General features: G+C 72.1%; 22 protein-coding genes and 1 pseudogene. 4 read left to right on the top strand and 19 right to left on the bottom strand.

The window, feature by feature from the left end; all coding sequences use genetic code 11:
• From AC0KTA_RS09100 to AC0KTA_RS09150, 11 genes are all read right to left on the bottom strand, one after another.
• The gene (locus tag AC0KTA_RS09100; RefSeq protein ID WP_481054614.1) at positions 1–786 is read right to left on the bottom strand and encodes an ABC transporter ATP-binding protein; all 786 of its coding nucleotides are present in this window, start codon (positions 784–786) and stop codon (positions 1–3) included.
• On the bottom strand, positions 783–1,712 hold the full coding sequence (locus AC0KTA_RS09105; RefSeq protein WP_481056360.1) for a FecCD family ABC transporter permease: 930 nt from the start codon (positions 1,710–1,712) through the stop codon (positions 783–785). Before AC0KTA_RS09105 ends, AC0KTA_RS09100 begins: the two co-directional genes overlap by 4 nt.
• A 71-nt stretch (positions 1,713–1,783) precedes the next feature.
• Complete coding sequence (locus AC0KTA_RS09110; protein ID WP_481054615.1) at positions 1,784–2,806, bottom strand: FecCD family ABC transporter permease; 1,023 nt, start codon at positions 2,804–2,806, stop codon at positions 1,784–1,786.
• Complete coding sequence (locus tag AC0KTA_RS09115) at positions 2,803–3,801, bottom strand: ABC transporter substrate-binding protein (RefSeq protein WP_481054616.1); 999 nt, start codon at positions 3,799–3,801, stop codon at positions 2,803–2,805. The genes AC0KTA_RS09110 and AC0KTA_RS09115 overlap by 4 nt, the downstream gene beginning before the upstream one ends.
• Before the next feature lie 99 nt (positions 3,802–3,900).
• A complete protein-coding gene (locus AC0KTA_RS09120; protein WP_481054617.1) occupies positions 3,901–4,749 on the bottom strand; it encodes a siderophore-interacting protein in 849 nt (282 codons plus the stop codon).
• A complete protein-coding gene (locus AC0KTA_RS09125) occupies positions 4,746–4,985 on the bottom strand; it encodes a phosphopantetheine-binding protein (RefSeq protein ID WP_481056361.1) in 240 nt (79 codons plus the stop codon). Before AC0KTA_RS09125 ends, AC0KTA_RS09120 begins: the two co-directional genes overlap by 4 nt.
• 32 nt (positions 4,986–5,017) lie before the next feature.
• Positions 5,018–5,686 (bottom strand): isochorismatase family protein, encoded by a 669-nt coding sequence (locus AC0KTA_RS09130; protein WP_481056362.1) that lies wholly within the window; start codon positions 5,684–5,686, stop codon positions 5,018–5,020.
• 2 nt (positions 5,687–5,688) lie between these two features.
• Positions 5,689–7,299 (bottom strand): (2,3-dihydroxybenzoyl)adenylate synthase, encoded by a 1,611-nt coding sequence (locus AC0KTA_RS09135; RefSeq protein WP_481056363.1) that lies wholly within the window; start codon positions 7,297–7,299, stop codon positions 5,689–5,691.
• 95 nt (positions 7,300–7,394) lie between these two features.
• A complete protein-coding gene (locus AC0KTA_RS09140; RefSeq protein ID WP_481054618.1) occupies positions 7,395–8,591 on the bottom strand; it encodes an isochorismate synthase in 1,197 nt (398 codons plus the stop codon).
• A gap of 190 nt (positions 8,592–8,781) precedes the next feature.
• Entirely contained in the window at positions 8,782–9,585 is an 804-nt protein-coding gene (locus AC0KTA_RS09145) for a 2,3-dihydro-2,3-dihydroxybenzoate dehydrogenase (RefSeq protein WP_481054619.1), read from the bottom strand.
• A 286-nt stretch (positions 9,586–9,871) separates the two neighbouring features.
• The gene (locus AC0KTA_RS09150; RefSeq protein ID WP_481054620.1) at positions 9,872–12,031 is read right to left on the bottom strand and encodes a RecQ family ATP-dependent DNA helicase; all 2,160 of its coding nucleotides are present in this window, start codon (positions 12,029–12,031) and stop codon (positions 9,872–9,874) included.
• Between the two features lie 299 nt (positions 12,032–12,330).
• Here AC0KTA_RS09150 and AC0KTA_RS09155 point away from each other — a divergent pair, with 299 nt between their 5' ends.
• Entirely contained in the window at positions 12,331–12,969 is a 639-nt protein-coding gene (locus AC0KTA_RS09155) for a hypothetical protein (protein WP_481054621.1), read from the top strand.
• A 433-nt stretch (positions 12,970–13,402) separates the two neighbouring features.
• On the opposite strand, the gene AC0KTA_RS09160 is transcribed toward AC0KTA_RS09155, so the two are convergent.
• From AC0KTA_RS09160 to AC0KTA_RS09170, 3 genes are all read right to left on the bottom strand, one after another.
• Positions 13,403–14,074, bottom strand: coding sequence for a hypothetical protein (locus AC0KTA_RS09160; protein WP_481054622.1), 672 nt, complete (start codon positions 14,072–14,074; stop codon positions 13,403–13,405).
• 77 nt (positions 14,075–14,151) lie between these two features.
• The gene (locus AC0KTA_RS09165; RefSeq protein WP_481054623.1) at positions 14,152–14,853 is read right to left on the bottom strand and encodes a ribonuclease HII; all 702 of its coding nucleotides are present in this window, start codon (positions 14,851–14,853) and stop codon (positions 14,152–14,154) included.
• Between the two features lie 137 nt (positions 14,854–14,990).
• Complete coding sequence (locus tag AC0KTA_RS09170) at positions 14,991–15,605, bottom strand: TetR/AcrR family transcriptional regulator (protein WP_481054624.1); 615 nt, start codon at positions 15,603–15,605, stop codon at positions 14,991–14,993.
• A 126-nt stretch (positions 15,606–15,731) separates the two neighbouring features.
• Between AC0KTA_RS09170 and AC0KTA_RS09175 the strand changes: the two genes are divergently transcribed.
• Positions 15,732–17,288: an MFS transporter gene (locus AC0KTA_RS09175; protein ID WP_481054625.1), complete on the top strand. Its 1,557-nt coding sequence runs from the start codon at positions 15,732–15,734 to the stop codon at positions 17,286–17,288.
• A gap of 124 nt (positions 17,289–17,412) precedes the next feature.
• On the opposite strand, the gene AC0KTA_RS09180 is transcribed toward AC0KTA_RS09175, so the two are convergent.
• The 3 genes and pseudogenes from AC0KTA_RS09180 to AC0KTA_RS09190 all read right to left on the bottom strand — a co-directional run bounded on the left by AC0KTA_RS09180 (position 17,413) and on the right by AC0KTA_RS09190 (position 20,719).
• Complete coding sequence (locus AC0KTA_RS09180; RefSeq protein WP_481054626.1) at positions 17,413–18,321, bottom strand: ADP-ribosylglycohydrolase family protein; 909 nt, start codon at positions 18,319–18,321, stop codon at positions 17,413–17,415.
• A gap of 123 nt (positions 18,322–18,444) precedes the next feature.
• Positions 18,445–19,074, bottom strand: a pseudogene (locus AC0KTA_RS09185) (histidine phosphatase family protein); the annotation flags it as partial.
• Positions 19,075–19,108: 34 nt separating this feature from the next.
• Positions 19,109–20,719 (bottom strand): ABC-F family ATP-binding cassette domain-containing protein, encoded by a 1,611-nt coding sequence (locus AC0KTA_RS09190; protein ID WP_481054627.1) that lies wholly within the window; start codon positions 20,717–20,719, stop codon positions 19,109–19,111.
• A 287-nt stretch (positions 20,720–21,006) separates the two neighbouring features.
• Here AC0KTA_RS09190 and AC0KTA_RS09195 point away from each other — a divergent pair, with 287 nt between their 5' ends.
• Complete coding sequence (locus AC0KTA_RS09195; RefSeq protein ID WP_481054628.1) at positions 21,007–21,657, top strand: TetR/AcrR family transcriptional regulator; 651 nt, start codon at positions 21,007–21,009, stop codon at positions 21,655–21,657.
• A gap of 208 nt (positions 21,658–21,865) precedes the next feature.
• Here AC0KTA_RS09195 and AC0KTA_RS09200 read toward each other — a convergent pair whose 3' ends face one another.
• Complete coding sequence (locus tag AC0KTA_RS09200) at positions 21,866–22,471, bottom strand: YdbC family protein (RefSeq protein ID WP_481054629.1); 606 nt, start codon at positions 22,469–22,471, stop codon at positions 21,866–21,868.
• A 33-nt stretch (positions 22,472–22,504) separates the two neighbouring features.
• Positions 22,505–23,338, bottom strand: coding sequence for an arylamine N-acetyltransferase family protein (locus AC0KTA_RS09205; protein ID WP_481054630.1), 834 nt, complete (start codon positions 23,336–23,338; stop codon positions 22,505–22,507).
• Positions 23,339–23,534: 196 nt separating this feature from the next.
• On the opposite strand from AC0KTA_RS09205, the gene AC0KTA_RS09210 reads away from it, so the two are divergent.
• Positions 23,535–24,062 (top strand): TerD family protein, encoded by a 528-nt coding sequence (locus AC0KTA_RS09210; RefSeq protein WP_481054631.1) that lies wholly within the window; start codon positions 23,535–23,537, stop codon positions 24,060–24,062.
• Positions 24,063–24,086: the final 24 nt, after the last annotated feature.

The following is a 24,086-nucleotide window of genomic DNA, read 5'->3' on the forward strand; positions in this document are numbered from 1 at the left end:
TCATTCTCCTTGCAGGGTGGGGACGACCATCGGCGTGTCCGTCACCGGGTCGGGGACGATGACGCTCGGCAGGTCGAAGACGTCCTTGATCAGCGCGGCGTCCACGATGTCCGTGGGGTCGCCCTCGGCGGCCACGCGGCCGTCCTTCATGGCGACCAGGTGGTCGGCGAACCGGCACGCCTGGTTGATGTCGTGCAGGACGGCGATGACCGTGCGGCCCTGGTCGCGCAAGCGGGCAAGCAGGCCGAGCAGTTGGTACTGGTGGGTGATGTCCAGGAAGGACGTCGGTTCGTCGAGCAGCAGGTAGGGCGTCTCCTGGGCGAGCACCATGGCCATCCACACCCGCTGCCGCTGCCCGCCGGACAGTTCCTGCACCGGCCGGTCGGCGAGGTCGGTGACGCCGGCGGCGGCCATCGCCCCGGTGACGGCCTCCTCGTCCTCCTTCGACCACAGGGCGAGGAGCGACTGGTACGGGAACCGTCCCCGGCCCACCAGTTGGCGGACCTTGATGTCGTCGGGGGCCTGCGGGTCCTGCGGCAGGAAGCCGAGTTGCTTGGCCAAGGCCTTGGCCGGGTAGCCGCCGACCTCGCGGCCGTCGAACTCCACGTGCCCGCCGTCGGGGCGAAGCAGCCGGACGAACGCGCGCAACAGGGTCGACTTCCCGCACCCGTTGGGGCCCACGATGGCGGTGAACGCGCCGTCGGGGACGTCGAGGCTCAGCCGCGTGGACACCACCCGGTCTCCGTAGCGCAGGGTGATCTCCCGCGCGGTCAGGCGTGCGGTCACGCGCGCCCCACCTCCTTGGTCAACAGCCAGATCAGGTAGCAGCCGCCGATCGCGGTGCTCACCACGCCGACGGGCAGCGCGACGGGCGCAAGGAGCATCTGCGCGATCAGGTCGGCGCCCTGGAGCAGCACCGCCCCGGTCAGCGCGGCCGGGAGCAGCGGCACTCCGGCCGCGCCCGCGAGCCGGCGGCCGATCTGCGGTGCGGCGAGCGCGATGAACGCGATCGGCCCGGCCACCGCCGTCACCGTCGCCGTACAGCCGACGCCGACGAGGACCATGAGGAGCCGCAGCCGGTCGAGCCCGACCCCGGTGGTCACCGCGACCGCGTCGCCGAGCGCCGCCTGGTGCATGGCGTGCGCCCGCGTCGCCATCAGGGCGAGCAGCCCGGCGATCACCGCGAACGGGATCCCCAGGTCGTCCCAGCCGACGCCGTTGAGCGAGCCCGCGTTCCAGCCGACCGCGGCGATCGCCACCTCCAGGTCGGCGCGCAGCACGATCCACGAATTGAGCGCCGTCACCATCGCGTTGACCGCGATGCCGATCACCACGAGGCGCAGCCCGGAGAAGCCCCGGTCGTACGAGAGGAGGTAGATGACGGCCGCGACGACGAGCCCGCCGAGCACCGAGCCGACGGCCAGTTGCGCGGACGCGCCCGAGAGGACGGTGATCGCGACGAGGGCGCCGGTGTACGCGCCCGCGTCGAGGCCGATCACGTCCGGGCTGCCCATCGGGTTGCGGGTGAGGTTCTGGAAGAGGGCCCCGGACACGCCGAGCGCGGCGCCGAAGACGAGGGCGGCGAGCACCCGCGGCATCCGCCAGTCCCAGATCACCACGGAGGGCTCCGCCCCGCTGAGCACGGCGAACACCTCGCGGGGCGTGGACCAGGACGTGCCGTAGCACAGCCCGGTCAGCCCCAGGCCGAGCATCAGGGTGACCAGTACGGCGACGAGCACCACCGTGCGGCGCTCGACCCGCCATCCGGCGATTCCGAGTGCACTCACAGCGACCCCGCCCCGTAGCGGCGGACGGCCCAGATCAGCATGGGGCCGCCGAGGAACGCGGTGACGACGGCCACCGGCACCTCGCCGGTGGGCAGCAGCACGCGCGATCCCATGTCGGCGACGAGCAGCAGGATCGGGCCGAGCACCATCGTGTAGAGAATCAGCCACGGCACCGAGCCCGCCGCGGGCCTGCGGACCAGGTGCGGCACGATCAGGCCGACAAACAGGATCGGCCCGGCCACAGCCGTCGCCGCCCCGCTGAGCACGGTGATCAGTACGAGCGCCAGGGCCCGCACCCGGCCCACGCGCGCACCCAGGGTGTGCGCCACGCTCTCGCCGAGGGCCAGGGCGTTGAGCGCCCGGCTCAGCAGCAGCGCGCCGACCAGGGACACCCCGATCGCCGTCAACGGCCAAGCCAGGGGCGCCTGTTCGCGGGCGGCGAGGGAGCCGACCGACCAGAACCGGTACGCGTCGAACGTGTCGGGGAGCATCAGCCGCATGCCCAGCGCGACGCCGCTGAGCACCGCGGTCAGGGCCACGCCGGTGAGCACGAGGCGCAGCGGGGAGCGGCGTCCGACCGCGGTGACGAGGAGTGCCGCGAGCACCGATCCGGTGATCGCGCAGCCGAGTTGGCCGGCCTGCCCGGCGGCGAAGCCGAGCCCCGAGCCGAGGGTGACGGCGAATCCGGCGCCCGCGGTGACCCCGAGGATGCCGGGCTCGGCCAGCGGGTTGCGGGCCAGCGTCTGGATCAGCGCGCCCGCCACCGCGAGGGCGGCGCCCACCGCGACGGCGAGGAGCGCGCGGGGCGCCCGGACGTCGCGCACGATCACGTGGTCGTCGGTGCCCCGGTAGTCCAGCAGGGCGCGCACGACCTCGGCCGGCGAGATCGAGCGGGCGCCGACGCCGACGCTGACCACGGCGACCGCCGCGAGCAGCACGAGGCCGCCGACGAGCAGGCCGGCCCGCGGCACGGCCCGCCCCCTTCCCGCCGCCTCGCACGTGCGGCCTGCGACGGTCACCGCTTCAGGAGCGGCGCGAACGACTTGTCGATCGCGTCCAGCGTCTGCATGGCCTGCCCGTAGGTCGCGGCCTCGGTGTAGCGGATCGGGAAGGTCTTCCCGGCCTTCACGGCGGGCAGGTTCTTCCACAGCTTCGAGTCCATGACGTACTTCACCGGCTCGGGGACGCTGCCGTCGGCGTTGACCGAGTACGTGATGGCCTCGGCCTTGCCGAGCGACTCCGGGAGCTCTTCGAGGGAGGGGTACTCGCTGACCGCGCGCGAGCCGGGGCCCTTCTTCTTGACCTTGCCGTAGTACTTCGCGCCGACGTCCTCGGCGATGTTGGTGCCCCAGGAACGGCCGAACTCGCGCTGGAAGGTGCCCTTGGCGCTCTCTCCGTACGCGCCGACGTGGCCCATCTTGATCTGGGGCAGCACGTCCTTGTACTTCTTGGCCAGCTTGGCGGCCTTGGCCTCGTACGTGCTCTTGACGGAGTCGAACTGCTTGAGCGCGCCCGCGGCGTCGGCCTGCTTGCGGGAGAGCTGCCGCCACGCGGACGGCACGGTCGGGCCGATCGCGACGACCGGGGCGATGGACTCCAGCCGCTTGACGTCGATGTCGCCGAGCACCGGGGCGGGCACGCCGATGACGATCAGGTCGGGCTCGGCCTCGGCGACGGCCTCGTAGTTGGTCTCCGTCGCCTGCTCGCCCGCCACCTTGGGGAGTTTCTTGTACGTGGCGAGGTCCTTCTTGCCCATCATCGGCTCGCCGCGCTTCCACGACGAGATCCCGACCAGCGGCGCGTGCGCCTCGATCATGGCGGGCACGGCGTAGCCGGTGGCCACCACGCGCTTCGGGTCGGCCGGGATCTTGATCTTGCCGTTGTCCGCGGCGAACACCCGGGTCCCGCCCCCCTTCCCGGCGGAGTCCGACTTGCCGTCGGACGACCCGCATCCGGTCAGGGCCAGGGCCAGCGCCACGGCGCCGACGAGGCCCGAGGATCTGCGTACGGACATGTGAATGCTCCTTGTTGTTCAGGGTTGTTCAGGTACGGCGTTGTTCGGGGTTGTTCGGGTACGGCCGTCCGGCCGGTGGGTCAGGGGTCCCCGTCTGGGTCAGTGGTCCTCGTCGAAGTCGGCGACGCCGCGCTTCCAGTAGCCGGTGATGTCGTGGTCGGCCTTCTCGAGCCGCAGGTCGTCGCGGACCCAGCGGCGCAGCGGCTTGATCTGGCCCGCCTCGCCCGCGGCCCACACGTACACCCGCTCGTTCTCGGGCACGGTCACCGCCATCACGGCGCGGGCCAGCTCGTCGCCGGTGCCGGCCGGGCGGTCGCCGCGGTGCAGCCAGCGCACTTCGACGCCGTCGGGCGCGGACAGCTCGATCTCCTCGGCCGCGTCGGCGACTTCGACGAACGCCCAGCCCTTGGCGCTCCTGGGCAGTTCCTCCAGCCGGCGGGCGATCGCGGGAAGGGCCGTGATGTCACCCGCGAGCACGTAGCGGTCGTAGGCGTGCGGGACGACGAGACCGCCGGGCGGCCCCGCGACGTGCACGACGGCGCCCGGCTCGACCGCACGCGCCCAGTCGGAGGCGAGGCCGCCGTCGTGCAGGGCGAAGTCGATGTCGATCTCGGCCGTCACGGGGTCGTAGCGGCGCACGGTGTACTCGCGCGAGGTGCCCGCGGGGCGCGGCCAGCGCAGCATCGTCCCGTTCGGCTCGGGCAGCCGCAGCGAGCCGTCGGGCTCGGGGAAGATCAGTTTCACGTGCTCGTCCGGCGCGTGCGCCTCGAACCCCTCGGTTCCGGGCCCGCCCAGGGTCACCCGCAGCAGTCCGGCGCCGACCATGACGGTGCGTACGACCTCGGTCTCCCGGATGCGGATCGGGTAGCCCACCTTCTCGGCGTGGCGGCCCGCGCGGACCTCGGCGATCCGCTCCAGGTGCCGGTGCCGGTGGTCGACCAGGCTCATGCGGTGCCTCCGGTCAACAGCGCGGTCCAGTGGGCCAGTTCGGGCTGCTCGGCCAGGTCGGGGAACTCCAGGGCGGCCGCCCCCGCGGCTCGCCAGCGCTCGACCAGCGTCATGATCCGTACGGAGTCCAGGCCGAGGTCGAAGAGGTTGTCCTCGGGCGCGATCTCGGCGGGATCGCAGCCGAGCAGCTCCGCGACGTCGGCGCGGACGCGCTCGGGCGACAGGGTCTGGTCCATCTGGTCCACCTGGTCCACCTGGTTCATCTGGCTCATCGGACGGCTCCTGCGGGAGTGGGCGCGGTCAGCGCGGTGAGCGCGTCGGCGGTGGTGGTCACGACGCCGCAGCGCTGGGCGACGTACGCACATGCCTGGTCGTGGCGTTCGCGGGAGAAGTCGGCGACCGCGTCGGCGACCAGGAACGCCTGTACGTCGCGCATGAACGCCTCGACGGCGGTGGCCTGGAGGCCGATGTGCGCGTACACGCCGGTGATCAGGAGCTGGTCGCGGCCGAGCGCGGCCAACTGCTCGGCGAACGTGCTGCGTTGGAACGCGCTGTAGCGCCACTTGACGAGCACGGTGTCGGCCGCGGCCGGGGCGAGCGCGTCGACGATGTCCGCGGCCTTCGGGTCGGCGTCGATCACCGCGCCGATGCCGTCGCCCCAGAACTCGGTGAGCAGCCCGCGGTCTTCGGGATCCTGCCTGCCGGGCTGCGCGGTGTAGAACACCGGGATGCCCCGCTCGCGGGCGGCCGCGGCGAGGCGCGCGATGTTCGCGCTCGCCTCGGGCACCGGCGCCCCCGCGTACGGCGCGAGGAAGTACCGCTGCATGTCGTGGACCAGCAGGGCCGCGCGGGCCGGATCGGGCCGCCAGTCCACCCGCCCCGCGGGCAACTCGGCGGCCGCGGGCAGCGGATAGGGCGGGATCTCGGGCAAGGACACGCTCATCGCTCCTTCCGAGCGAGCGCGGCCAGGGCCGCCCTCAGCTCGCGCTTGCTGGTCTTGCCGACGCCGGTCACCGGGAACTGCTCGACGACCTCGACGAGGTCCGGCACCTTGAACGCGGCGACCCCGCGTTCGCGCACGAACTTGCGCAGTTCGGGGCCGGTGGGCGAGGCGCCCGCGGCGGGCACGACGTAGGCGCAGGTCCGCTCGCCCAGGTAGGGGTCCGGCACCGCGACGACGGCGGCGTCGAGCACACCTTGATGGGCCATCAGGTGGTTCTCGACCTCCTCGGCCGCGACCTTCTCGCCGCCCCGGTTGATCTGCTCCTTGGCCCGGCCGACGACCTCCAACTGCCCGCCGGGCGCCCGGCGCACCAAGTCGCCGGTGCGGTAGAAGCCGTCCGGGGTGAACGCGGTGGCGTTGTGCTCCTCGGCCCGGTAATAGCCGCGGATCGTGTAGGGGCCGCGGGTCAGCAGGGCACCGGTCTCCCCCGGCGCCACGTCGGCGCCGGTGTCCGGGTCGACGACACGGATCTCGTCGTCGGGCGAGATGGGGCGGCCCTGCGTGCCGAGCACGACCTCCTCGGGGTCGTCGAGGCGGGTGTAGCAGACCAGGCCCTCGGCCATCCCGAACACCTGCTGCAGCGTGCAGCCTAGGGCGGGGCCGATCCGTTCGGCCAGCTCGCGCCCGCACTTGGCGCCGCCGACCAGCAGGACCTCCAGCGAGGAGAGATCACGGTCGGTACGGGCCGCTGCCTGCACCCACGCGGCGGCCAACGGCGGCACCACCCCGGTGATCGTGACGCGTTCGGCCTCGATCAGCCGGAACGCGGTGTCCGCGTCAGGGCGCGGCGCCATGACCGTGGCGGCGCCCGCGTGCAGCGCGCCGAGGACGCCCGGCGAGCTGAGCGGGTAGTTGTGCGACACGGGCAGCGTGGCCAGGTAGACGCTGTCCGGGCGCAGCCCGCAGATCCGGGCGCTCTCCCGGACGCTGTAGAGGTAGTCGTCGTGGGTGCGCGGGATCAGCTTCGGCAACCCGGTGCTCCCGCCGGAGAGTTGCAGGAACGCCACGCCCTCCGGGTCGGGGTCGGCCAGCTCACGCGGCGCCGTCGCGGCGAGGCCGTCGAACTCCTCCGACCCCACCACGAGCACCTGTCGTACGGAGTTCACTTCGGCCGCGACGGCGCGGGCGGTCGCGGCGTGGTCGTGCCGCTCGTGCTCGCCCACGGTGATGATCGCGGCGGCCTCGCTGTGCCGGGCGAAGTGCCGCAGCTCGCTGTGCCGGTGCGCGGGCAGGGCGAACACCGGCAGGACGCCCGCGCGCCACATCCCGAAGACCACCGGCAGGAACTCGGGGATGTTGGGCAGTTGCAGCACGACCCGGTCGCCGGGCGCGAGCCCGGAGCCGACGAGGCCCGCCGCGATCCGGTGTGCCCGCTCGTCGAGTTGGGCGAAGGTCCACCGGGTGTCGGTCCCCCGAGTGTCCCTGCCGACGACGGCGGTCCGGTCGGCGTACGCGGCGGCGAGCGACGTGAGCAGCGCCCCGAAGGTCTGCCCGCGCCAGTGGCCCGCGGCGCGGTAGCGCGCGGCGACCTCGGGCGGCCAGGGCACGTGGACGCCCTGGTTCAGGACGTCGTGATTGTGGACGTCGTGATTGTGGACGCCGTGGTTCTGGACGCCGTGGTCGTGGACGCCGTGCTTCGCGCTCACGCCACGTCCTCCACGCCGAGGGCACGCAGCAGCGTACGGAACTTCGCGCCGGTCTCGGCCAGTTCGGCGTCGGGGTCGGAGCCCGCGACGATCCCGGCCCCGGCGAACAGGCGCACCGCCCGGTCGCACACCTCGGCGCTGCGGATCGTCACCGCCCACTCGCCGTCGCCGTCGAGGCCGGTCCAGCCGACCATGCCCGCGTAGTAGCCGCGGTCCTCCGGTTCGAGGTCCGCGATGGCCTCGCGCGCCCCGGCCCGGGGCACCCCGCACACCGCGGGGGTCGGGTGCAGCGCCTCGGCGAGGCCGAGGGCCGAGCGGGCGGGGTCGGCCGGGTCCGCGAGGCGTCCGGTGATCCGGGTGGACAGGTGCCACATCGTCGGCGTGCCGATCACCTCGGGCCGCGCGGGCACCTCCAGGTCGACGCAGAACTTGCCGAGCACGTCGGCCACTTGGGCGGCGGTGTGGGCGTGTTCGCCGAGGTCCTTGGCCGAGTCGCGCAACCGCGCGATCCGTTCGCGGTCGACGGTCTCGTCGCCCGACCGGGGGGCCGAGCCTGCGAGGGGGTTGGCCACCACGGTCGCACCGCGCCGGGACACGAGGAGTTCGGGGCTGGCTCCGACCAGGGTGCGCGGGGCGGGGTCGCCGGGCGCGGTGACGTCGACGGCGAAGGCGTACGCGGCCGGGTCCGCCCGCACCAGGCGCGCGAGCAGCGCCGGTACCCACACCGGGGTGTCCGCGGTCAGCTCCAGGCCGCGGGCCAGCACGACCTTGCTCAGGTCGCCGCGGCCGATCAACTCCAGTGCACGGCGGACGCTTTCGGCGTAGCGGGCGGGCTCGGGGCGCGGTGTGACCGTCCACGCCGTCCCGGTCTCCGCGTCGGGGGCCCGCACGCCCGCGGGGGCGTCGGCGCGGCGTACCACTGAGGGCACCACCAGGCCGGTCTCCGCCGCCGGGTGGAATCCGACCGCCCCGGCGACGACGGGCTCGGGCACGCCCGCCGCGGCGGCCGCGTCGAGCGCCTGGGCCGCGGCCAGGGCCTGCGCCCCGCCCGTGGCCCGGACCCGGGCGTGTACGCCGTCGGCGAGCAGCGTGCCCCGGGGCGAGGAGAAGTAGAACGAGCCGGGCAGGTAGGCAGCCAGCAGGTCGGCCGCCCGGTGCACGGGTCTCGGGCGCACCAGTGCGGGTATGGACACGTCAGAAGTTCCTTTCTCAGGCGCGCGTTCGGGTCTCGGGCGCGGGGTCGCGGCTCGGGCGCGGGGCTGCCGCTCGGGCGCGGGGTCACATCTCAGCCGCGGGGTCGCGGCTCGGGTGCGAGGCCGCGGCTCGGGCGGGGCGGCCGTCGGATTTCGGCCGCGCGCGGTCGGGCGGCTCGGGTGCGCGGGGTCAGGCGCGCAGGGTCGCGCCGCCGTCGACGTACAGGTTCTGCATGGTGATGTGCCGGGCCCGGTCGGAGACCAGGAAGAGCACGGCGTCCGCGATGTCGGCGGGATCGGCGATGCGGCCGAGGGGAATGCCCACCCGGAACTGTTCGGGGGCGCCCGCGATCACCCGCGCGAGGTCGGCCCCTTCCGTCTCGTCCGTCCACAGCTGACGCTGCATCGGGGTGTCGGTCGAGCCGGGCGAGACCACGTTGCACCGGATGCCGTGGCGGGCCACTTCGAGCCCGAGGCAGTGGGTGAGCATGGCGGCCGCGGCCTTGGACGCGGCGTACGCGCCCATGCCCGTGCGGGGTACGCCCGCGGCGTTGGAGGCGACCGTCACCAGGGAGCCGCTCCCTCGCGGCACCATCCGGCGGGCCAGTTCGCGCAGGACGACGAACACACCCGTGGTGTTGACGGAGAAGGTGTCCGCCCAGTCCTCGTCGGTGGTCTCGCACAGCGGTCCCGGCCGCAGGATGCCCGCCACGGACACACCGACGCCGATCGGCCCGATGTCGCGCTCGGCCCGGTCGACGACGTCGGCGATCGCGGCGGCGTCCGTCACGTCGGCGGTGAAGGGGACGACGTGCCCCTTCGAGCGCTCCGCGAGTTCCGCCAGACCGTCCGCGTCGATGTCGACGGCGGCGACGGTGGCGCCCTCCCGGACCAGTCCGTCCACCACGGCGGCGCCGATTCCGCTGGCCGCCCCGGTGACCAGCGCGACCGAGCCCGAGCCCGCGCCCGAGCCCCCCTCATCCCGGGCAAACACGCTTCCCCCCTCGCTTGGTTAAGTAAGGCTAACCTAACTAAAAGAGGAGAAGATATGCAAGGGGGCTATGCGCTGCATGACTGCGTGACATGTGACACCACGTCAGGCTGGCGGCTGCGCCGGGCATTTGGGCGCGGCCGTCGGTTTCCACCAGTGAGTGGGCACGGCTGAGCGGGGCCCCTCACCTGCGGAAGGGCCCCTTACGTGGGGAAACTCGGCGCCCGCCGCGCGGAGAGGCTCAGCGTCCGCTTCGCGGGAAAGCTCGGCCCGCGCTACGCGGCGAAGCTCAGCCGGCCGCCGCGAGCACCAACGGAAGAACCCCGTCGGCGCCTGCCCGCCGCAGCAGCCGCGCGGCAACCGCGAGCGTCCACCCGGAGTCCATGTAGTCGTCCACGAGCAGAACCGGACCGGCGGCACCGGCGAGCGCGGCGGCCAGCTCGTCGGAGACGGCGAAGGCGCCGGACAGCACCCTGAGGCGCTGGGCGGAGTTGCTGCGGCGTGCCGCGTGCGCGCCGTTCGGCCCGGTGTACGTCATCGTCCCCAGGAAGGGGAGGCGGCCGACGGTCGCGATTCCCTGGGCGAGGGAACCGACCAGTTGCGGGCGGGCCAGGGACGGCACGGCGACGACCCCCACCGGCCGGGCGGCGGCGTCCGGGGCGTTCGACGCCCACCCCCCGGGCGAGCGCGCCCAGTCGGCGAGGACCGCCACCGCGGCCCGCAGCACTTCGTCGGGGACCGGGCCGTCCGGCGCGTTCTCGGCGAGGAGCGGACGCAGCCGGTTGCCCCAGCCGATGTCCGAGAGCCGTCCCAGGGCACGCCCGGTGGAGCACTGCTCCTTGGCCGGGATGCGCCCCTTGAGGTCGATGCCCAGGGCGGGCATGCCCGTGGGCCACATCCGGCGCGGTTCGATCTCCACCCCCGGACGGTCCAGTTCCTTCGCCGCCGCCGTCAGTGTCTGCTCCGAAACGGACGATTCGACCCAGGCGCCCGCGCAGTTGTCGCAGCGGCCGCACGGCACCGCCCCCTCGTCGTCGAGCTGCCGGCGCAGGAACTCCATCCGGCACCGGTCCGTGCTCACGTAGTCGCGCATGGCCTGCTGCTCGGCGGACCGCTGCCGCGCCACCCACGCGTACCGCTCCGCGTCGTACACCCATGGCTGCCCGGTGTTCTCCCAGCCGCCCTTGACCCGCTTGACCGCGCCGTCGACGTCCAGCACCTTCAGCATCGTCTCCAGGCGGCTGCGCCGGAGGTCCACCGCCGCCTCCAGCGCGGGCACGGACAGCGGCCGCCCGGCGTCCGCCAGGGCCGCGAGCGTCTGGCGGACCTGTGTCTCGGGCGGGAAGGCCGTATCGGCGAAGTAGCGCCAGATCGCCTCGTCCTCCTTGCCGGGCAGCAGCACCACGTCGGCGTGCTCCACGCCGCGCCCGGCGCGGCCCACCTGCTGGTAGTAGGCGATCGGCGAGGACGGCGAACCCAGGTGGATGACGAAGCCGAGGTCCGGCTTGTCGAAGCCCATGCCGAGCGCGGACGTCGCGACCAGCGCCTTGACCCGGTTGGCGAGCAGGTCCTCCTCGGCCTGCAGCCGGTCGGCGTTCTCCGTGCGCCCGGTGTAGGAGGCCACGCGGAAGCCGCGCTGGCGCAGATAGGCGGTGGCCTCCTCGGCCGCGGCCACCGTCAGCGTGTAGATGATCCCCGAGCCCTGCAGCTCGTCCAGATGCTCCGCGAGCCACGCGAGGCGGTGCGCGGCGTCGGGCAGCCGGACCACACCGAGGCGCAGGCTCTCCCGGTCCAGCGGGCCCCGCAGCACCAGCGCCTCTCCGGCGCCGGTGCCCAACTGCTCGGCCACATCCGCCGTCACCCGCGCGTTCGCCGTCGCCGTCGTGGCGAGCACCGGCACGCCGGGAGCGAGGTCGGCGAGCATCGCCCGCAGCCGCCGGTAGTCGGGGCGGAAGTCGTGCCCCCAGTCGGAGATGCAGTGCGCCTCGTCGACGACGAGGAGACCGGTCGTGGCCGCGAGCTTGGGCAGCAACTGCTCGCGGAAGTCCACCGAGTTGAGCCGCTCCGGACTCACGAGGAGAACGTCGGTCCCGCCGCGCTCCACCTCCTCGTAGATGGCGTCCCACTCCTCCGGGTTGGCCGAGTTGATGGTGCGCGCGCGGATGCCCGCCCGCTCCGCCGCCTCCACCTGGTTCCGCATCAGCGCGAGCAGCGGCGAGACGATCACCGTCGGGCCCGAACCGCGCCGGCGCAGCAGCGCGGTCGCGACGAAGTACACCGCCGACTTGCCCCACCCCGTCCGCTGCACCACCAGCGCCCGCCGCCGCTCCATGACCAGGGCCGCCACCGCCTGCCACTGGTCCTCCCGCAGCCGCGCCGCACCCCCCGGATCACCGACCAGCTCGGCGAGGATCGCGTCGGCTTCGGTGCGCAGCTCCAGATCGTCCATGCCCCCATGCAACCCGATGGCACTGACAATCGGCGAACCCGCCCACCCGAGGGAGTGTTACCGCTGGTCCCGGCCGTGCGGTTGGGAAGCGGGCTTGGGCGAGGTGCCCGCTGGGCAGGGATATGCGAGACGTATCGCCGGATACAGGGCGACAGCTTCAATTGCTCGTTGCCGCAAGCCGGGACGACGGGAAGAATTGGAAGCGCTCCCGCGCGGCTCCCGTGGTCCGGTTGGGCTGTGCCGCGGTGCGCCCAGTCCGACGCCGCCCTCTGCGGGGGCGTGTAGCCGAAGGGAGGATCGTGACCTTCGGATTCCCTCCGTCCGCCGCAGCGCCGCCGCCGGATCCCTCGTCCGTCGCGGCGATACCGGATTCCGGTCAGCCGCTCACCCGCATGCTGGAGCCCGCCGAGTGGTCGGCCGCCGAGATCCCGCTGCTGCGCAGCCCCCGCGAGATCGTCAGCGGTCTGCACGCCCGGCACCGGCCCACTCCCGCCACGGCGGTCGTGGCGGTCCTCGACCAGGAGGAGCGGGTCAGGGCGTCCGCCTCGTTCGCGCGCCGGTCGACCGTGGCCGACGGCTGGGTGTTCCGCAACGCCCTGCTCGCGCAGTTGCGCCGGGTCATCCCGCACGACCTGCGCCGCCGCACCCCGGTGCGTACGGCGGTGCTGCTCTACTGCCGTGACGGGGACGGGGGTTGGACCCAGGAGGACGGCGCGTGGATGTGGGGGCTGCGGGACGCGTGCACGCTGCACGGGCTGCGCTGCGGGGCGTACATCACTCTGACCCGGGAGGGCTGGCAGGTGCTCGGCGAGGGGCGCGGGGGCCGTCGGCCGAGCTCCGCTTCGCACGCCGAGGACCTCTCCGCGGCCGATCCGCCTCCGCCACCGCGGACGGGCGGCGCGGCATCGGAGTTGTTACGTCGCGTCTCTGCTCGCTGATACGTCGCGTCTGTTCCGGATACGTCGCGTCTCTGCTCGCTGCCCCGACTCCGCACGCCGCACGACTCCGTACGCCGGACAACTCCGTACGCCGGACATCAGGGACGGAGCCGGGCACCAGGTACGGCGCGCCGAGCGCACGAAGCACCGAGCAGCACGCCGAAGCACGGAGCACGAGCACCGAGCACCGAGCACCGAGCACCGAGCACCGAGCACGCCAACGGCGTTGCCCGCGTCGGCCGCATCAACCTCATGCAGCGCATCAGCACCATGCGCCACACCAGCCTCATGCGTCACACGCGCAAGCAAGGCACCGTCGCGCGGGCGCCCGCACCTCACGGCCGGAGCGCCTCGCACCCGCCCGCGGCGAGCGCGGGGTGGCGCGTGGCGCCGCGACACATCGGCGCCGCGGCGGGCCCGCCGGGCACAGGCGTCAGACGCCCGCGCCCAGCATCGCGTTGATCCGCTGCGGATCGCCGCAGACGACCAGCAGGGCTCCGGCCCGGGTGAGCGCCGTCGGCAGGGCCGCCACGGCGGCCTCCTCGCTGCCGCCGTTCAGGGCCACGACGACCACGGGGCGGGCGGCGGCACGGGGCAGAGCGGCGGCGTCGGCGTAGAAGACGTCGTCGCCCGCGTCGTGCTGAGCCCAGTAGGCGTCCTCGCCGAAGGACAGCTCGTGCGTGGCCCACGGGTGGAGTTCGCCGGTGGTGATCACCAGGACGTCGCCGGGGGCGCGGCCCGAGTCGAGCAGCAGGTCGACGGCTTCCTCGGCGGCGTCCAGCGCGCCCTCGACGGAGGCCGGGATCAGCTGGATCTGCGGGACCGCGGCGGAAGCGCCGGTGGTGGAAGCTTCGGGGACAGCCGGAGCCGTCGGCTCCGGCTTGGCGGCCTGGGCGCTGGGCCCGGGCTTGACGGCCGGTTCGCGCGTCGCGCGCTGCGCGGACGGCATCGGCCGCGCGGGACCCGGACGGCCGGGTCGCGACGGAGCCGCGGGACGCGGACCGGGTACAGGGCGGGGGGTCGGCGCGTTACGGCCGGAGGCCGGCGTGGCGCGGGGACCCTGGGCACTCTCGTGAATCTGAGGCTCCTCGGGAATGAGAGGCATGCGTTGTTGTCTATCAAACGCCGACGCGACACGCGTCGGCGGGTGGCACATGAGTGCGACCTGAACTGCGGAAAACATCAGAAGTCAAAGCCGAGCTGGCCCTCGATTTCCGGAACGTTTTCCTCCGCCCAGGTGCGGGCCTTCTTGAGGTGCCGCCACTGGGGCAGCGCATCAAGATACGCCCACGTGAGCCGGTGGTAGGGAGTGGGTCCCTGTTCCGCCAGCGCGGCCTTGTGCACCGGCGACGGATAACCGGCGTTGGCCGCAAAACCGAAGTCTGCATGTTCGATGCCCAGTTCGGCCATCATTTTGTCGCGCCGAACCTTGGCGATCACCGACGCCGCGGCGACGGCCACGCAGGACTGATCGCCCTTGATGACCGTACGAACCCGCCAGGGCGCCCCGAGATAGTTGTGCTTCCCGTCGAGAATGACCGCTTCCGGACGGACCGGCAGGGCCTCGAGCGCACGGCAGGCGGCCAGCCGCAGCGCGGCTGTCATGCCCAGGTCGTCGATCTCCTCGTGCGAGGCGTGCCCCAGAGCGTGCGCCGTCACCCAGCCCTCCAACTCCTCGGCGAGCTCGGCACGCCGCTTGGGAGTGATCAGCTTGGAGTCGGTGAGCCCCTCGGGCGCCCTGCGCAGCCCCGTCACCGCCGCACACACGGTGACCGGTCCCGCCCACGCTCCGCGTCCGACTTCGTCGACACCGGCGACGATCTTCGCTCCGGTGGTGGCGCGAAGGGAGCGCTCGACGCTGTGGGTGGGTGGTTCGTACGGCATGGCGTCACCAGCGTACGCCGCCGACGACCGCTCGCGACACCCCGGTTCGCCGAGTCCCGGCCGGGCGCACGCCACACTCCCCACCCACACGCCCGGCCGCCCCGTCGAAGCGACGGGCACACCGCTCGGGGCACGCCTCACGGGCGCAGCAGCGGCATCATGACCTGGTCGATGAGGCTGACGAATTCCTCGTCCGGCCATTCGCTCCCGCACACCTTGGAGCGATACATCATCATCGCCGGAATCACATTGCAGACGTACTGGTCGGTCGCTCCGGAACGCACCTCCCCGCGCTCCATTCCACGCCGCATGACCTGTCTGATGAGTTCCACACTCGGTTCGATGACCCCCTCGACGATCACGCCATGGAACCGCTCGGCAGTTGCCGTGTCGCACTCGTGAAGAACGGCCATCAGCGCATAGCCGGGCCGCGACGTCATGGCCGCGCGCATCTGGCGGCACAATTGCAGCAGGTCCTCCCGGACGCTTCCGCAGTCCGGCACGTCGTCGACCTTGGGCAGCCCGGCCTGCAGGGCATTGACGACGAGGTCCTCCTTCGACGGCCAGCGGCGATAGACCGCCGCCTTTCCCGTCTGCGCGCCCGCGGCCACGCCCTCCATCGTCAGTCCGCTCCAGCCGACCGTACTGAGTTGTTCCAGCGCGGACTCGAGGATCGCGCGCTCCAGCACGGGGCCTCGACGGCGCGAGGCGACCGCCTGAGCGGAGGCGGACGTCCAACGCGAAGTAACCATCTGCACATCTCCGTTGAGCAATCAAGGTAGCCCTCAGTGAACGCTTGCGTTCACTGTCAGGGTTTCACTACCGTAAGCGCGACAGTGAACGTCTGCGTTCACTAACGCACTTGTGGGGGACCCATAGTGACAACCTCTCAATTAACTCAAGATCAAAAGCCTGGCGCGGCCCGACGGGAAGGGCGCCCCGGTGTGGCGCTCACCATCATCGCCGCCTGCCAACTCATGGTGGTACTGGACGCGACGATTGTGAACATCGCGCTCCCGCACATTCAGGACGCGCTCAAGTTCTCCACGACGGACCTCACTTGGGTCGTGAGTGCGTACACGCTCACCTTCGGCGGCCTGCTGCTCCTCGGCGGCCGCGCCGGTGACATCCTGGGCCGCCGCCGGGTCTTCATGTTCGGCATCCTGCTCTTCACGCTCGCCTCCCTGCTCGGCGGATTCGCCCAGGAGCCCTGGCAGTTGCTGGCGGCGCGCGCCCTCCAAGGTGTCGGTGGCGCGATCGCGTCACCGACGTCGCTGGCCCTGATCACGACGACGTTCCCCGAGGGACCCGAGCGGAACCGCGCGTTCGGTGTCTTCGCGGCCGTCTCCGCGGGCGGCGGCGCGATAGGCCTGCTGGCGGGCGGCATGCTCACCGAGTGGCTGGACTGGCGCTGGGTGCTGTTCGTCAACGTACCCATCGGCGTGCTGATCGCCTTCCTCACCCCGCTCTACATCAGCGAGTCCGAACGCCATCCGGGCCGCTTCGACTTCGTGGGCGCGCTGACGTCGACGGCCGGCATGGCCTCGCTGGTCTACGGCTTCATCAGAGCCTCCGAGGACGGCTGGCGCGACGGCCTCACCCTCGGCTCGTTCGGCGCGGCGGTCGTGCTGCTCGCGGCCTTCGTCCTCATCGAGAGCCGGGCCAAGGAACCGATCACGCCCCTGAAGATGTTCGCCGACCGCAACCGGTCGGGTACGTACGTGATCATGCTCAGCCTGGCCGCGGCCATGTTCGGCATGTTCTTCTTCATCGTGCTCTTCGTCCAGAACGTGTTGAGCTACACCCCCATCGAGGCCGGTCTCGCCTTCCTGCCCGTCACGGTCGCGATCGTGATCGGCGCGGGTCTGTCGCAGCGGTTCCTGCCGGTCCTCGGCCCCAAGCCCTTCATGGTGACCGGCTCCGCCATCGTCGCCCTGGGCCTCGGCTGGCAGACGTTCATCACCCCGGACAGTTCGTACGTGAGCGGGGTGCTGGGCCCGATGCTGCTGTTCGGCTTCGGCATGGGTCTGAACTTCGTGACGCTGACGCTCACCGCGGTGTCCGGCGTCGCCGTGCACGAGGCGGGTGCCGCGTCGGGGCTGCTCAACGCGACACAGCAGGTGGGCGGGTCGCTCGGCCTGTCCATCCTGACGACGGTCTTCGGTACGGCGAGCCGGGACGAGGCCAAGGAACAGGTCCCGGACTTCATGGCCAACTCCTCCCCGCAGGAGAAGGCCGCCTTCGCCAAGTCCGGCGAACTGCCGGCCCCCTGGGGCCACGAGGTGCTCTCCACGGGCATCTCCACGGCCTTCATACCGGCCGTCGCCATGGCCGTACTCGCCCTGATCATCGCGGTCCTTGTGATCCGCGTGCGCAAGAGCGACCTGGACGCCCTCGCCGGTACGGCGAGCGCGGCGGGTCCTGCGGGGGGCTGACGGGGGAGGTGTGTGTGCCGGGCCGCCCGCGACGGCGAGACCGGCCCGGCACACACACGGCCACCGTCACCAACGCTCAGGGGCACGCCCACGCAGGCTCGCGCTCACGCCCCGTTCAGGCCGCTCAGACCGTGGTGACCGGCACCCAGTCGGGCAGCGCCTCGGTCCGCTCCAGCCAGGCGGCCGGCGGCGCCCCCTCGGCACCGGCGGCCACGACTCCGCCCACGATCGCGCAGGTGGTGTCCATGTCCCCGCCCACCCGCACGGTGTCCCAGAAGGCCCGTTCGTACGCACCCAGTGCGCGAGCCGCCGACCACAGCGCGAACGGCACGGTGTCGTGCGCCGTGGTACGACGCCCGCACCCCAGCACGGCGGCCACCGTCCCGGCGTCGTCGTAGTCGAGCATGTCCCGCGCCCGCCGCAGCCCGGCGCCCACGGCACTGCGGGGCACCAGGTCGATCACCCCGTCGAGCAGCGCCTTGGGAGCCGGCGGCCCCGTGGCGCCGGCCGCCAGCGCCGCCGCCGCGGCCACCGCCATGGCACCCACGACGGCCTCACGATGCTGGTGCGTCGGGTAGGCCGAGATCTCCGCCTGGTGGGTCGCCTGCTCCGGGTCGTCGGCGTACCAGGCGCCGAGCGGAGCGATCCGCATGGACGCGCCGTTCCCCCAGGACCCCTGCCCCTTGAACAGGGCGGAGGCCAGCTCCCGCCAGTCCCCGCCGTCGCGGATCCGGCCGAGCAGTTGGTTCACGGCGGGGCCGTAGCCCCGGTCGGCATGGTGGTGCTCGGCGAAGGAGCGGGCCAGGGCGTCCTGGTCGATCCTGCCGTGGGCGGCGAGGACGGACAGGACGGAGCAGGCCATCTCGGTGTCGTCGGTCCAGGGCCAGGGGCCGTCGGGCAGCTCGCGCCGCTTGAGCAGCGGGTAGTGCGCGGGCGTGAAGAACTGGGAACCCAGCGCGTCTCCCACCGCAAGACCACGCAGGCTGGCGAGGGCGCGGTCAAGGCGCCGGTCGGGAGAGAGGTCAGCGGTCATCGCCCTGTCACTCTATCCGGTGATGCCGTACGGCTCCGGCTCACGCCAGCGCTCAAACCGCCGCTGGAGCTTAGGGCCCCATTGCCGTCTGACCCCGAGGCGGCCAAAAGCACGGAAAGTTTACTTCCACCGTCCGAACGGCCGGTCGAGTGTGTACTTGCCGTCCTCGCCGAGCAGCAGCGTCCTCGACTCGCCGTTGCCCGGGTTGGACAGCGACTCGAACTCCGCCACCGACCAGTGGAACCAGCGCATGCAGAACAGCCTCATGGTCAGCCCGTGCGTGACGAGCAGGACGTTCGGCGGATGATCGGGAGCCTCGAAGCTGCGGTAGAGGCTTTCCAGGAAGGCACCGACGCGGTCGTAGACGTCGGCACCCGACTCGCCCTGGGCGAAGCGGTAGAAGAAGTGGCCGTAGGCGTCGCGGTAGGCCTTCTGCAGCCTGACGTCGTCCCTGTCCTGCCAGTTCCCCCAGTCCTGCTCCCGCAGCCGCGGCTCCTCCCGCACCCGCACCAGCTCGGGGTCGAGCCGCAGTGCCTGGAAGGTCTCGTGAGTGCGGCGGTACGGCGAGACGTACACGCTCACCCGCTCCCGGCCGAACAGCTCCCGCATCTCTTTCCCGGTCTCCTCGGCCTGGCGCCGGCCCGTGTCGGTGAGTGCCAGGGCGTGGTCGGGCTCGCGTTCGTACACGGTGTCGTCGGCGTTGCCTGCCGACTCGCCGTGCCGGACGAGAACGATGCGCCGCGGTCGTGCCATGGGTCGACCCTAGATCGGCTCCTCGCCGAGCGGCTCAGCCGGGTAGCCGGCCGGACTCCATCCGGCGTATGTGCCCGGTGAAGCGGCTGCGCAGGAGCCGGTCGTGGGAGACGACCACGAGGGCGCCCGTCCACCGGTCGAGGGCTTCCTCCAGTTCCTCCACGAGGGCGAGCGCCAGGTGGTTGGCCGGCTCGTCGAGCAGGAGCAGGTCCGCGGGTCTGGCGAGCAGCCGTGCCAGGGCGAGTCTTCTGCGCTGCCCGGCGGAGAGGGAGCCGACGGGCACAGACAGGTCCCGGGAGTGGAACAGGCCGTAGGAGAGCAGCAGTTCGGCCTGTTCGTCCTCGGTGAGCGGCAAGCCCTTCCCGAACGCCGCGAGCACGCGCTCGGCGGGGCGTCGTACCGGTATCTCCTGCGCGAGATACCCGATGCGGCCCCGGCGGACGACCGAGCCCTCGTCCGGTTCGACCACGCCCGCCATGGTGCGCAGCAGGGTGGACTTGCCCGCGCCGTTGCCGCCGTGGACGAGGAGCCGCTCGCCCGCCGACACCGTCAGCTCCTCGACGCGCAGCCGGTCCCCCACCCGCACGTCCCGCAGCGCCACCAGATCTCCCTCGGTGGCTGCGGCCAACGGCCGGGCGGCGAAGCGCAGCGGCTCCGGCGGCTTGGGCACGGGGTGGTCGCGCAGTCTGCGCAACCTCTCCTGCGCGTTGCGCACGCGGCCGGCGACCGAGGCCTGGACCCGGCCTCCCGCGCGGTCGTACGCCATTTTGTTGTTGTCCTTCATGCCCCGGCCACCGGCCACCGCGTGGGCCGTGGTCGCCGAGAACTCCTCGAGCCGCCGTGTCTCCTCGCGCCATTCCGCGTAGGCCTGCTCCCAGCGCTGCCGGGCCGCCGCGCGCTCGGCGAGCAGGCCTTGATAGCCGTCCCCGTACCGCACGACCGTGCGGCGGGCTTCGTCGACCTCGAGGATCGCGGTGGCCACGCGGTCGAGGACGGTCCGGTCGTGCGAGACCGCGACGACCGTGCCGGGGTGGGCCAGCAGCGCGGTCTCCAGCCAGTCGAGCGCGTCCTCGTCGAGATGGTTGGTCGGCTCGTCCAGGAACATCACTTCCGGGGACGCGGCGATCAGGCAGGCCAAGCCGAGGCGTGCCTGCTCGCCCCCGGACAGACTGCCGAGCACGCGCGCGCGGTCCAAGTGCGTGAGCCCGAGACCGTTCATGGCCTTGTCGACGCGCGCGTCCGCCTCATACCCACCGCGCAGTTCGAAGGCCGTGAGCAGGTCGCCGTATTCACTCAGCGCCGACTCGGATGCCGTGCCGAGGCCTGCCTCCAGCTCCCGCAACTGCCGCTCCATGGAACGCAGTTCGGAAAGAGCCGCGTCGATGGCGTCGCCCACACTGCGGTCCGCCGACAACTGCGGCGTCTGCGCGAGGAACCCGACGCCTTCCTCCGCGACGGTGACCACCTCACCGGCATCCGGCCGATCGCGCCCGGTCAGAAGATGCAGGAGCGTCGACTTCCCAGCGCCGTTCTCCCCCACGACCCCGACGCGCTCGCCCGGGCGGACGGTGAAGGAGACGTCGTCGAACAGGAGGCGCTCACCACGCGCCTTCGTCACGCCACGTACCGAGATTTGAGTAGGCATGGGCACCCCCGATTCCGTACATGCCACTTCCGCACATCGATTCCCCGCATCGACGAGCAAACGCAACGCTTGTCGCATTACGATGAGTGTGGCACAGTCACCCGCACTAACGCAACAGCTGTAGCGATTGAGGGTGCGGCAGGGGTCCGGCGCAGCCAGAACCGGTGGATTTGATGGGCGAAGAGGCGGCCAGGCCAGGCGATGAGGTGGATGAGGCGGCAGCGCCAGGCGACGGGGCGGATGAGGCGATGGGACAGGCTGATGGATCGAAATATCGAAGGACCGAGATGACGGACAAGGCCGGCAAGGCTGACAAGGCCGTTCACGCCGGCCAGGATCCGGCCCCGGGCACCCGCCGCCCCGGCGGCCGCACCGCCCGCACCCGGGCAGCCGTCCGCGACGCCGTCCTGAGCGGCCTGAGCGATCACGGCTACCCGGGCCTGACCATCGAGTACGTCGCCGAACACTCGGGCGTGCACAAGACCACTCTGTACCGGCGCTGGGGCGGCCTGGAGGGCCTGGTGGCCGACGCGCTCGACCTTGCGGGCGAGGACACCTGGACGCCGCCGGACACCGGCAGCCTGGAAGGCGATCTGCGGGCGCTCGCACGTGAAGTCGTGGACACGTTCGCCGACGAGTCGAAGGCCGCCGCGCCGACGGCGTTCATCGCCGCCTCGTTCCAGTCCCCGCGGGCGGCCGACGCCCTGCACACCTTCTACGCCGAGCGGTTCGCACGCTGCGAGGCGGTGGTGGCGCGGGCCGTGGAGCGGGGCGAGGCGGAGCGGGACACCGACGCGGCGGCGCTGGTCCGCGCCGTCTCCGCACCGCTGATGCTGCGCCTGTTCATCACGCGTGAGCCGGTCGACGCGGCACTCGCCGATCAATCCGCGGCCATGGTGCTCGCCGCCGCGCACGCCGGGGCGTTCAGGGAGCGCTGATCAGCCGGTCGACAGGTCGGCACGCGGCGACCTTCACCGGGCGCTGATCAGTCACCGTGCGCTGACCAGGAGGTCATGCGCGAGGAGCCGGGCCCATGCGGCGGGAGGCAGCAGTCAGCGGGACCAGAGGACGGAAGCCAAAGGACGGAAGCCAAAGGACGGAGGCCAGCGGTCAGCGGCCAGAAAGCCAGCCGAGAGGACCCGCACCTCAGACCGTCCACGTCGGCTCTAACTGCACAACGTCCCCGGTGAGCGCCGCCACGTCCGCCTCCGTCTGCGCGCGCAGCGCGAGCCGTTCGATCCGTTCCACGCGGTACTTCCCGTGCTCGGCGGCGGACTGCCACATCGAGAGGACCAGGAATTCGTGCCCGGGGGCCTCCCCGAAGAGCCCGCGCACCATGCCGGGCGAGCCCGCCATCGCGGGGTTCCAGACCTTCTCCTGCATCAGCGCGAAGTTCTCGACCCGCGCCTCATGGACGCGGCAGTGCGCCACCCGCACGACGTCCGCGTCCGTGAAGCGCGGCTCGAATCCCGTCTTGACGTCGAAGCGGTGGTCGAAGAGCTTGGCCTGGAGGTTCTTGTAGGTGCCCACCTGCGCCGCGGCGAGCCGGTCGTGCGAGCGGGCCATGAAGGAGTCGTAGAAGGCGCGGCTTTCCCAGAACGCGAAGACATGGGCCACGTCCGACCGGCCACGGCTCCACCCTCCGCCCTGTCCCCGGAACCCCGGCTCCCCCAGAAGCCCCGCCCACTTTCGCTGCGCCCGCTCGAAACCCCGGCGGTCCACCACGGTGCAGCGAATCCACTTGACCAGCACCGCGCCATCGTACGGCGCGGCGCGTGGCCCGGGTCACGCGCCGGGGTAGTGCACCCGGATCAGCTCGGCGAAGTCGTCGTCATCGAGCTCGACGCCGAACTCCCGCACGAGCGTGTCCCGCAACTCGCCCACAGGTACATCGCGTTCGTCCGTCGAACCGTCGGGGCGCGTGCGGGTCAGTTCCGCGCCGATCAGCCGCCGGCGCACATCGGGAGCGGCCCGCTGCAGCACCGGACGCCGGATGAAGGGGGATCTGGGGTGAGTTGAGGTGTAGTGGTTCATCACTACGTAGTCGACGGGCAGGCACCGGGTCGTCGTATAGGCGTAGAGGTCGAACCAGCTGTCGGCACGCTCGGTGCGCAGCACCCGCACTCCGTCCGCCTCGCCTTCGATGGCGAACCGCCACTCTCCTTGTCGTACATCGACTTGTACGTCGGCACCTTCCCGCATCGGGACGGGTTCGAGCAGCCCGTCCCCACCGAAGCCGACGTCGCAGTGCCACTGTTCGCCGTCCGCCTCGACCCTCAGGAGCATGTGCGTCACCGGACGCGTGGCGGACGCGCCCGCCCTGACGCGGGCGCCAAGTCCCCTTACGGGGAAGCCGATACGTTCCAGAGCCGCGGCGAACAGGAGGTTCTGCTCGTAGCAGTAACCCCCGCGCCGGCGGCGGACCATCTTGTCCTGGAGCGCGGCCAGGTCCAGGAGGACCGGGCGGCCGAGCATGATCTCCAGGTTCTCGAAGGGGATCGAAGCCACATGCGCCCGGTGGAGCGCGCGCAGCGTCTCCAGGTCGGGCTTCGCCTCACCCTCGTATCCGATTCGCGCCAAGTAGGCCTCGACGTCGAGTTCTTCCCCGTTCCATGTCATGGGCCAATGATCGCCGCCACGGCGCGGCACGCAAACCGGAATGGCGTCGACCGGCGCCGACGCGCCCGTACCGCACCCGATCCACAGGGTTCGCGGCACCGATGTCAGCGGCAGGCCTTAGCGTGGTCGTAGCGCTGACGATGCGCAGAGGCGATGCACAGAGAATGACAACGTACAAAGCACGAGGGGGAGTTCGGTGAGCAACATCAGGAAGGGGCTCAAGAAGGTCGAGGTGGGGCTGAAGTGGGACCCGAGCCCCATGGGGGCATCGCCCCACGATCTCGACATAGTGGCGGCGACGTACACCGCCGACGACCCCCAGGGCCGGCCTGCCTACCTCGTGCACTTCGACAGCCGCTCCCCCGACGGCACCATCACGCTCAGCCGGGACAGCAGGACGGGCCAGGGGTTCGGCTACGACGAGGTCATGGTCCTGGAGCTGGAGCGGCTCGCCGAGCGGTACACGCGCGTGCTGGTCGGGGTGGCCATCCAGCAGCCTCCGGAGGGACGGGTCTTCGGCGAGGTCGCGAACACCTCGGTGCGCATCCGGGAGGGGTACACCGACCTCGCGGAGCACGACTTCGCGGAGGTCGCCGGATGCACGGCCGCGGTGGTCGGCGAGTTCTCCCGGGACGAGGCCGGGAATTGGACGTTCCGCGAGCTGCTCCGCGGCTTCGACACCGACCTGGTGGCCTTCGCCGCCGAGATGGGCACCGCGCGCTGAGCTCCCCCGGTAGCAAACGGTGAG

The sequence above is a fragment of the Streptomyces sp. Y309 genome, assembly GCF_056712025.1.

Excerpts from the sequence above, each read along its gene's own strand:
- AC0KTA_RS09165 (WP_481054623.1), bottom strand. The coding sequence starts at position 14,853 with ATGCCGTACGAACCACCCACCCACAGCGTCGAGCGCTCCCTTCGCGCC.
- AC0KTA_RS09205 (WP_481054630.1), bottom strand. The coding sequence starts at position 23,338 with ATGACATGGAACGGGGAAGAACTCGACGTCGAGGCCTACTTGGCGCGA.
- AC0KTA_RS09170 (WP_481054624.1), bottom strand. The coding sequence starts at position 15,605 with ATGGTTACTTCGCGTTGGACGTCCGCCTCCGCTCAGGCGGTCGCCTCG.
- AC0KTA_RS09125 (WP_481056361.1), bottom strand. The coding sequence starts at position 4,985 with ATGGACCAGACCCTGTCGCCCGAGCGCGTCCGCGCCGACGTCGCGGAG.
- AC0KTA_RS09160 (WP_481054622.1), bottom strand. The coding sequence starts at position 14,074 with ATGCCTCTCATTCCCGAGGAGCCTCAGATTCACGAGAGTGCCCAGGGT.
- AC0KTA_RS09150 (WP_481054620.1), bottom strand. The coding sequence starts at position 12,031 with ATGGACGATCTGGAGCTGCGCACCGAAGCCGACGCGATCCTCGCCGAG.
- AC0KTA_RS09180 (WP_481054626.1), bottom strand. The coding sequence starts at position 18,321 with ATGACCGCTGACCTCTCTCCCGACCGGCGCCTTGACCGCGCCCTCGCC.
- AC0KTA_RS09105 (WP_481056360.1), bottom strand. The coding sequence starts at position 1,712 with ATGCTCGGCCTGGGGCTGACCGGGCTGTGCTACGGCACGTCCTGGTCC.
- AC0KTA_RS09115 (WP_481054616.1), bottom strand. The coding sequence starts at position 3,801 with ATGTCCGTACGCAGATCCTCGGGCCTCGTCGGCGCCGTGGCGCTGGCC.
- AC0KTA_RS09195 (WP_481054628.1), top strand. The coding sequence starts at position 21,007 with ATGACGGACAAGGCCGGCAAGGCTGACAAGGCCGTTCACGCCGGCCAG.
- AC0KTA_RS09120 (WP_481054617.1), bottom strand. The coding sequence starts at position 4,749 with ATGAGCCTGGTCGACCACCGGCACCGGCACCTGGAGCGGATCGCCGAG.
- AC0KTA_RS09190 (WP_481054627.1), bottom strand. The coding sequence starts at position 20,719 with ATGCCTACTCAAATCTCGGTACGTGGCGTGACGAAGGCGCGTGGTGAG.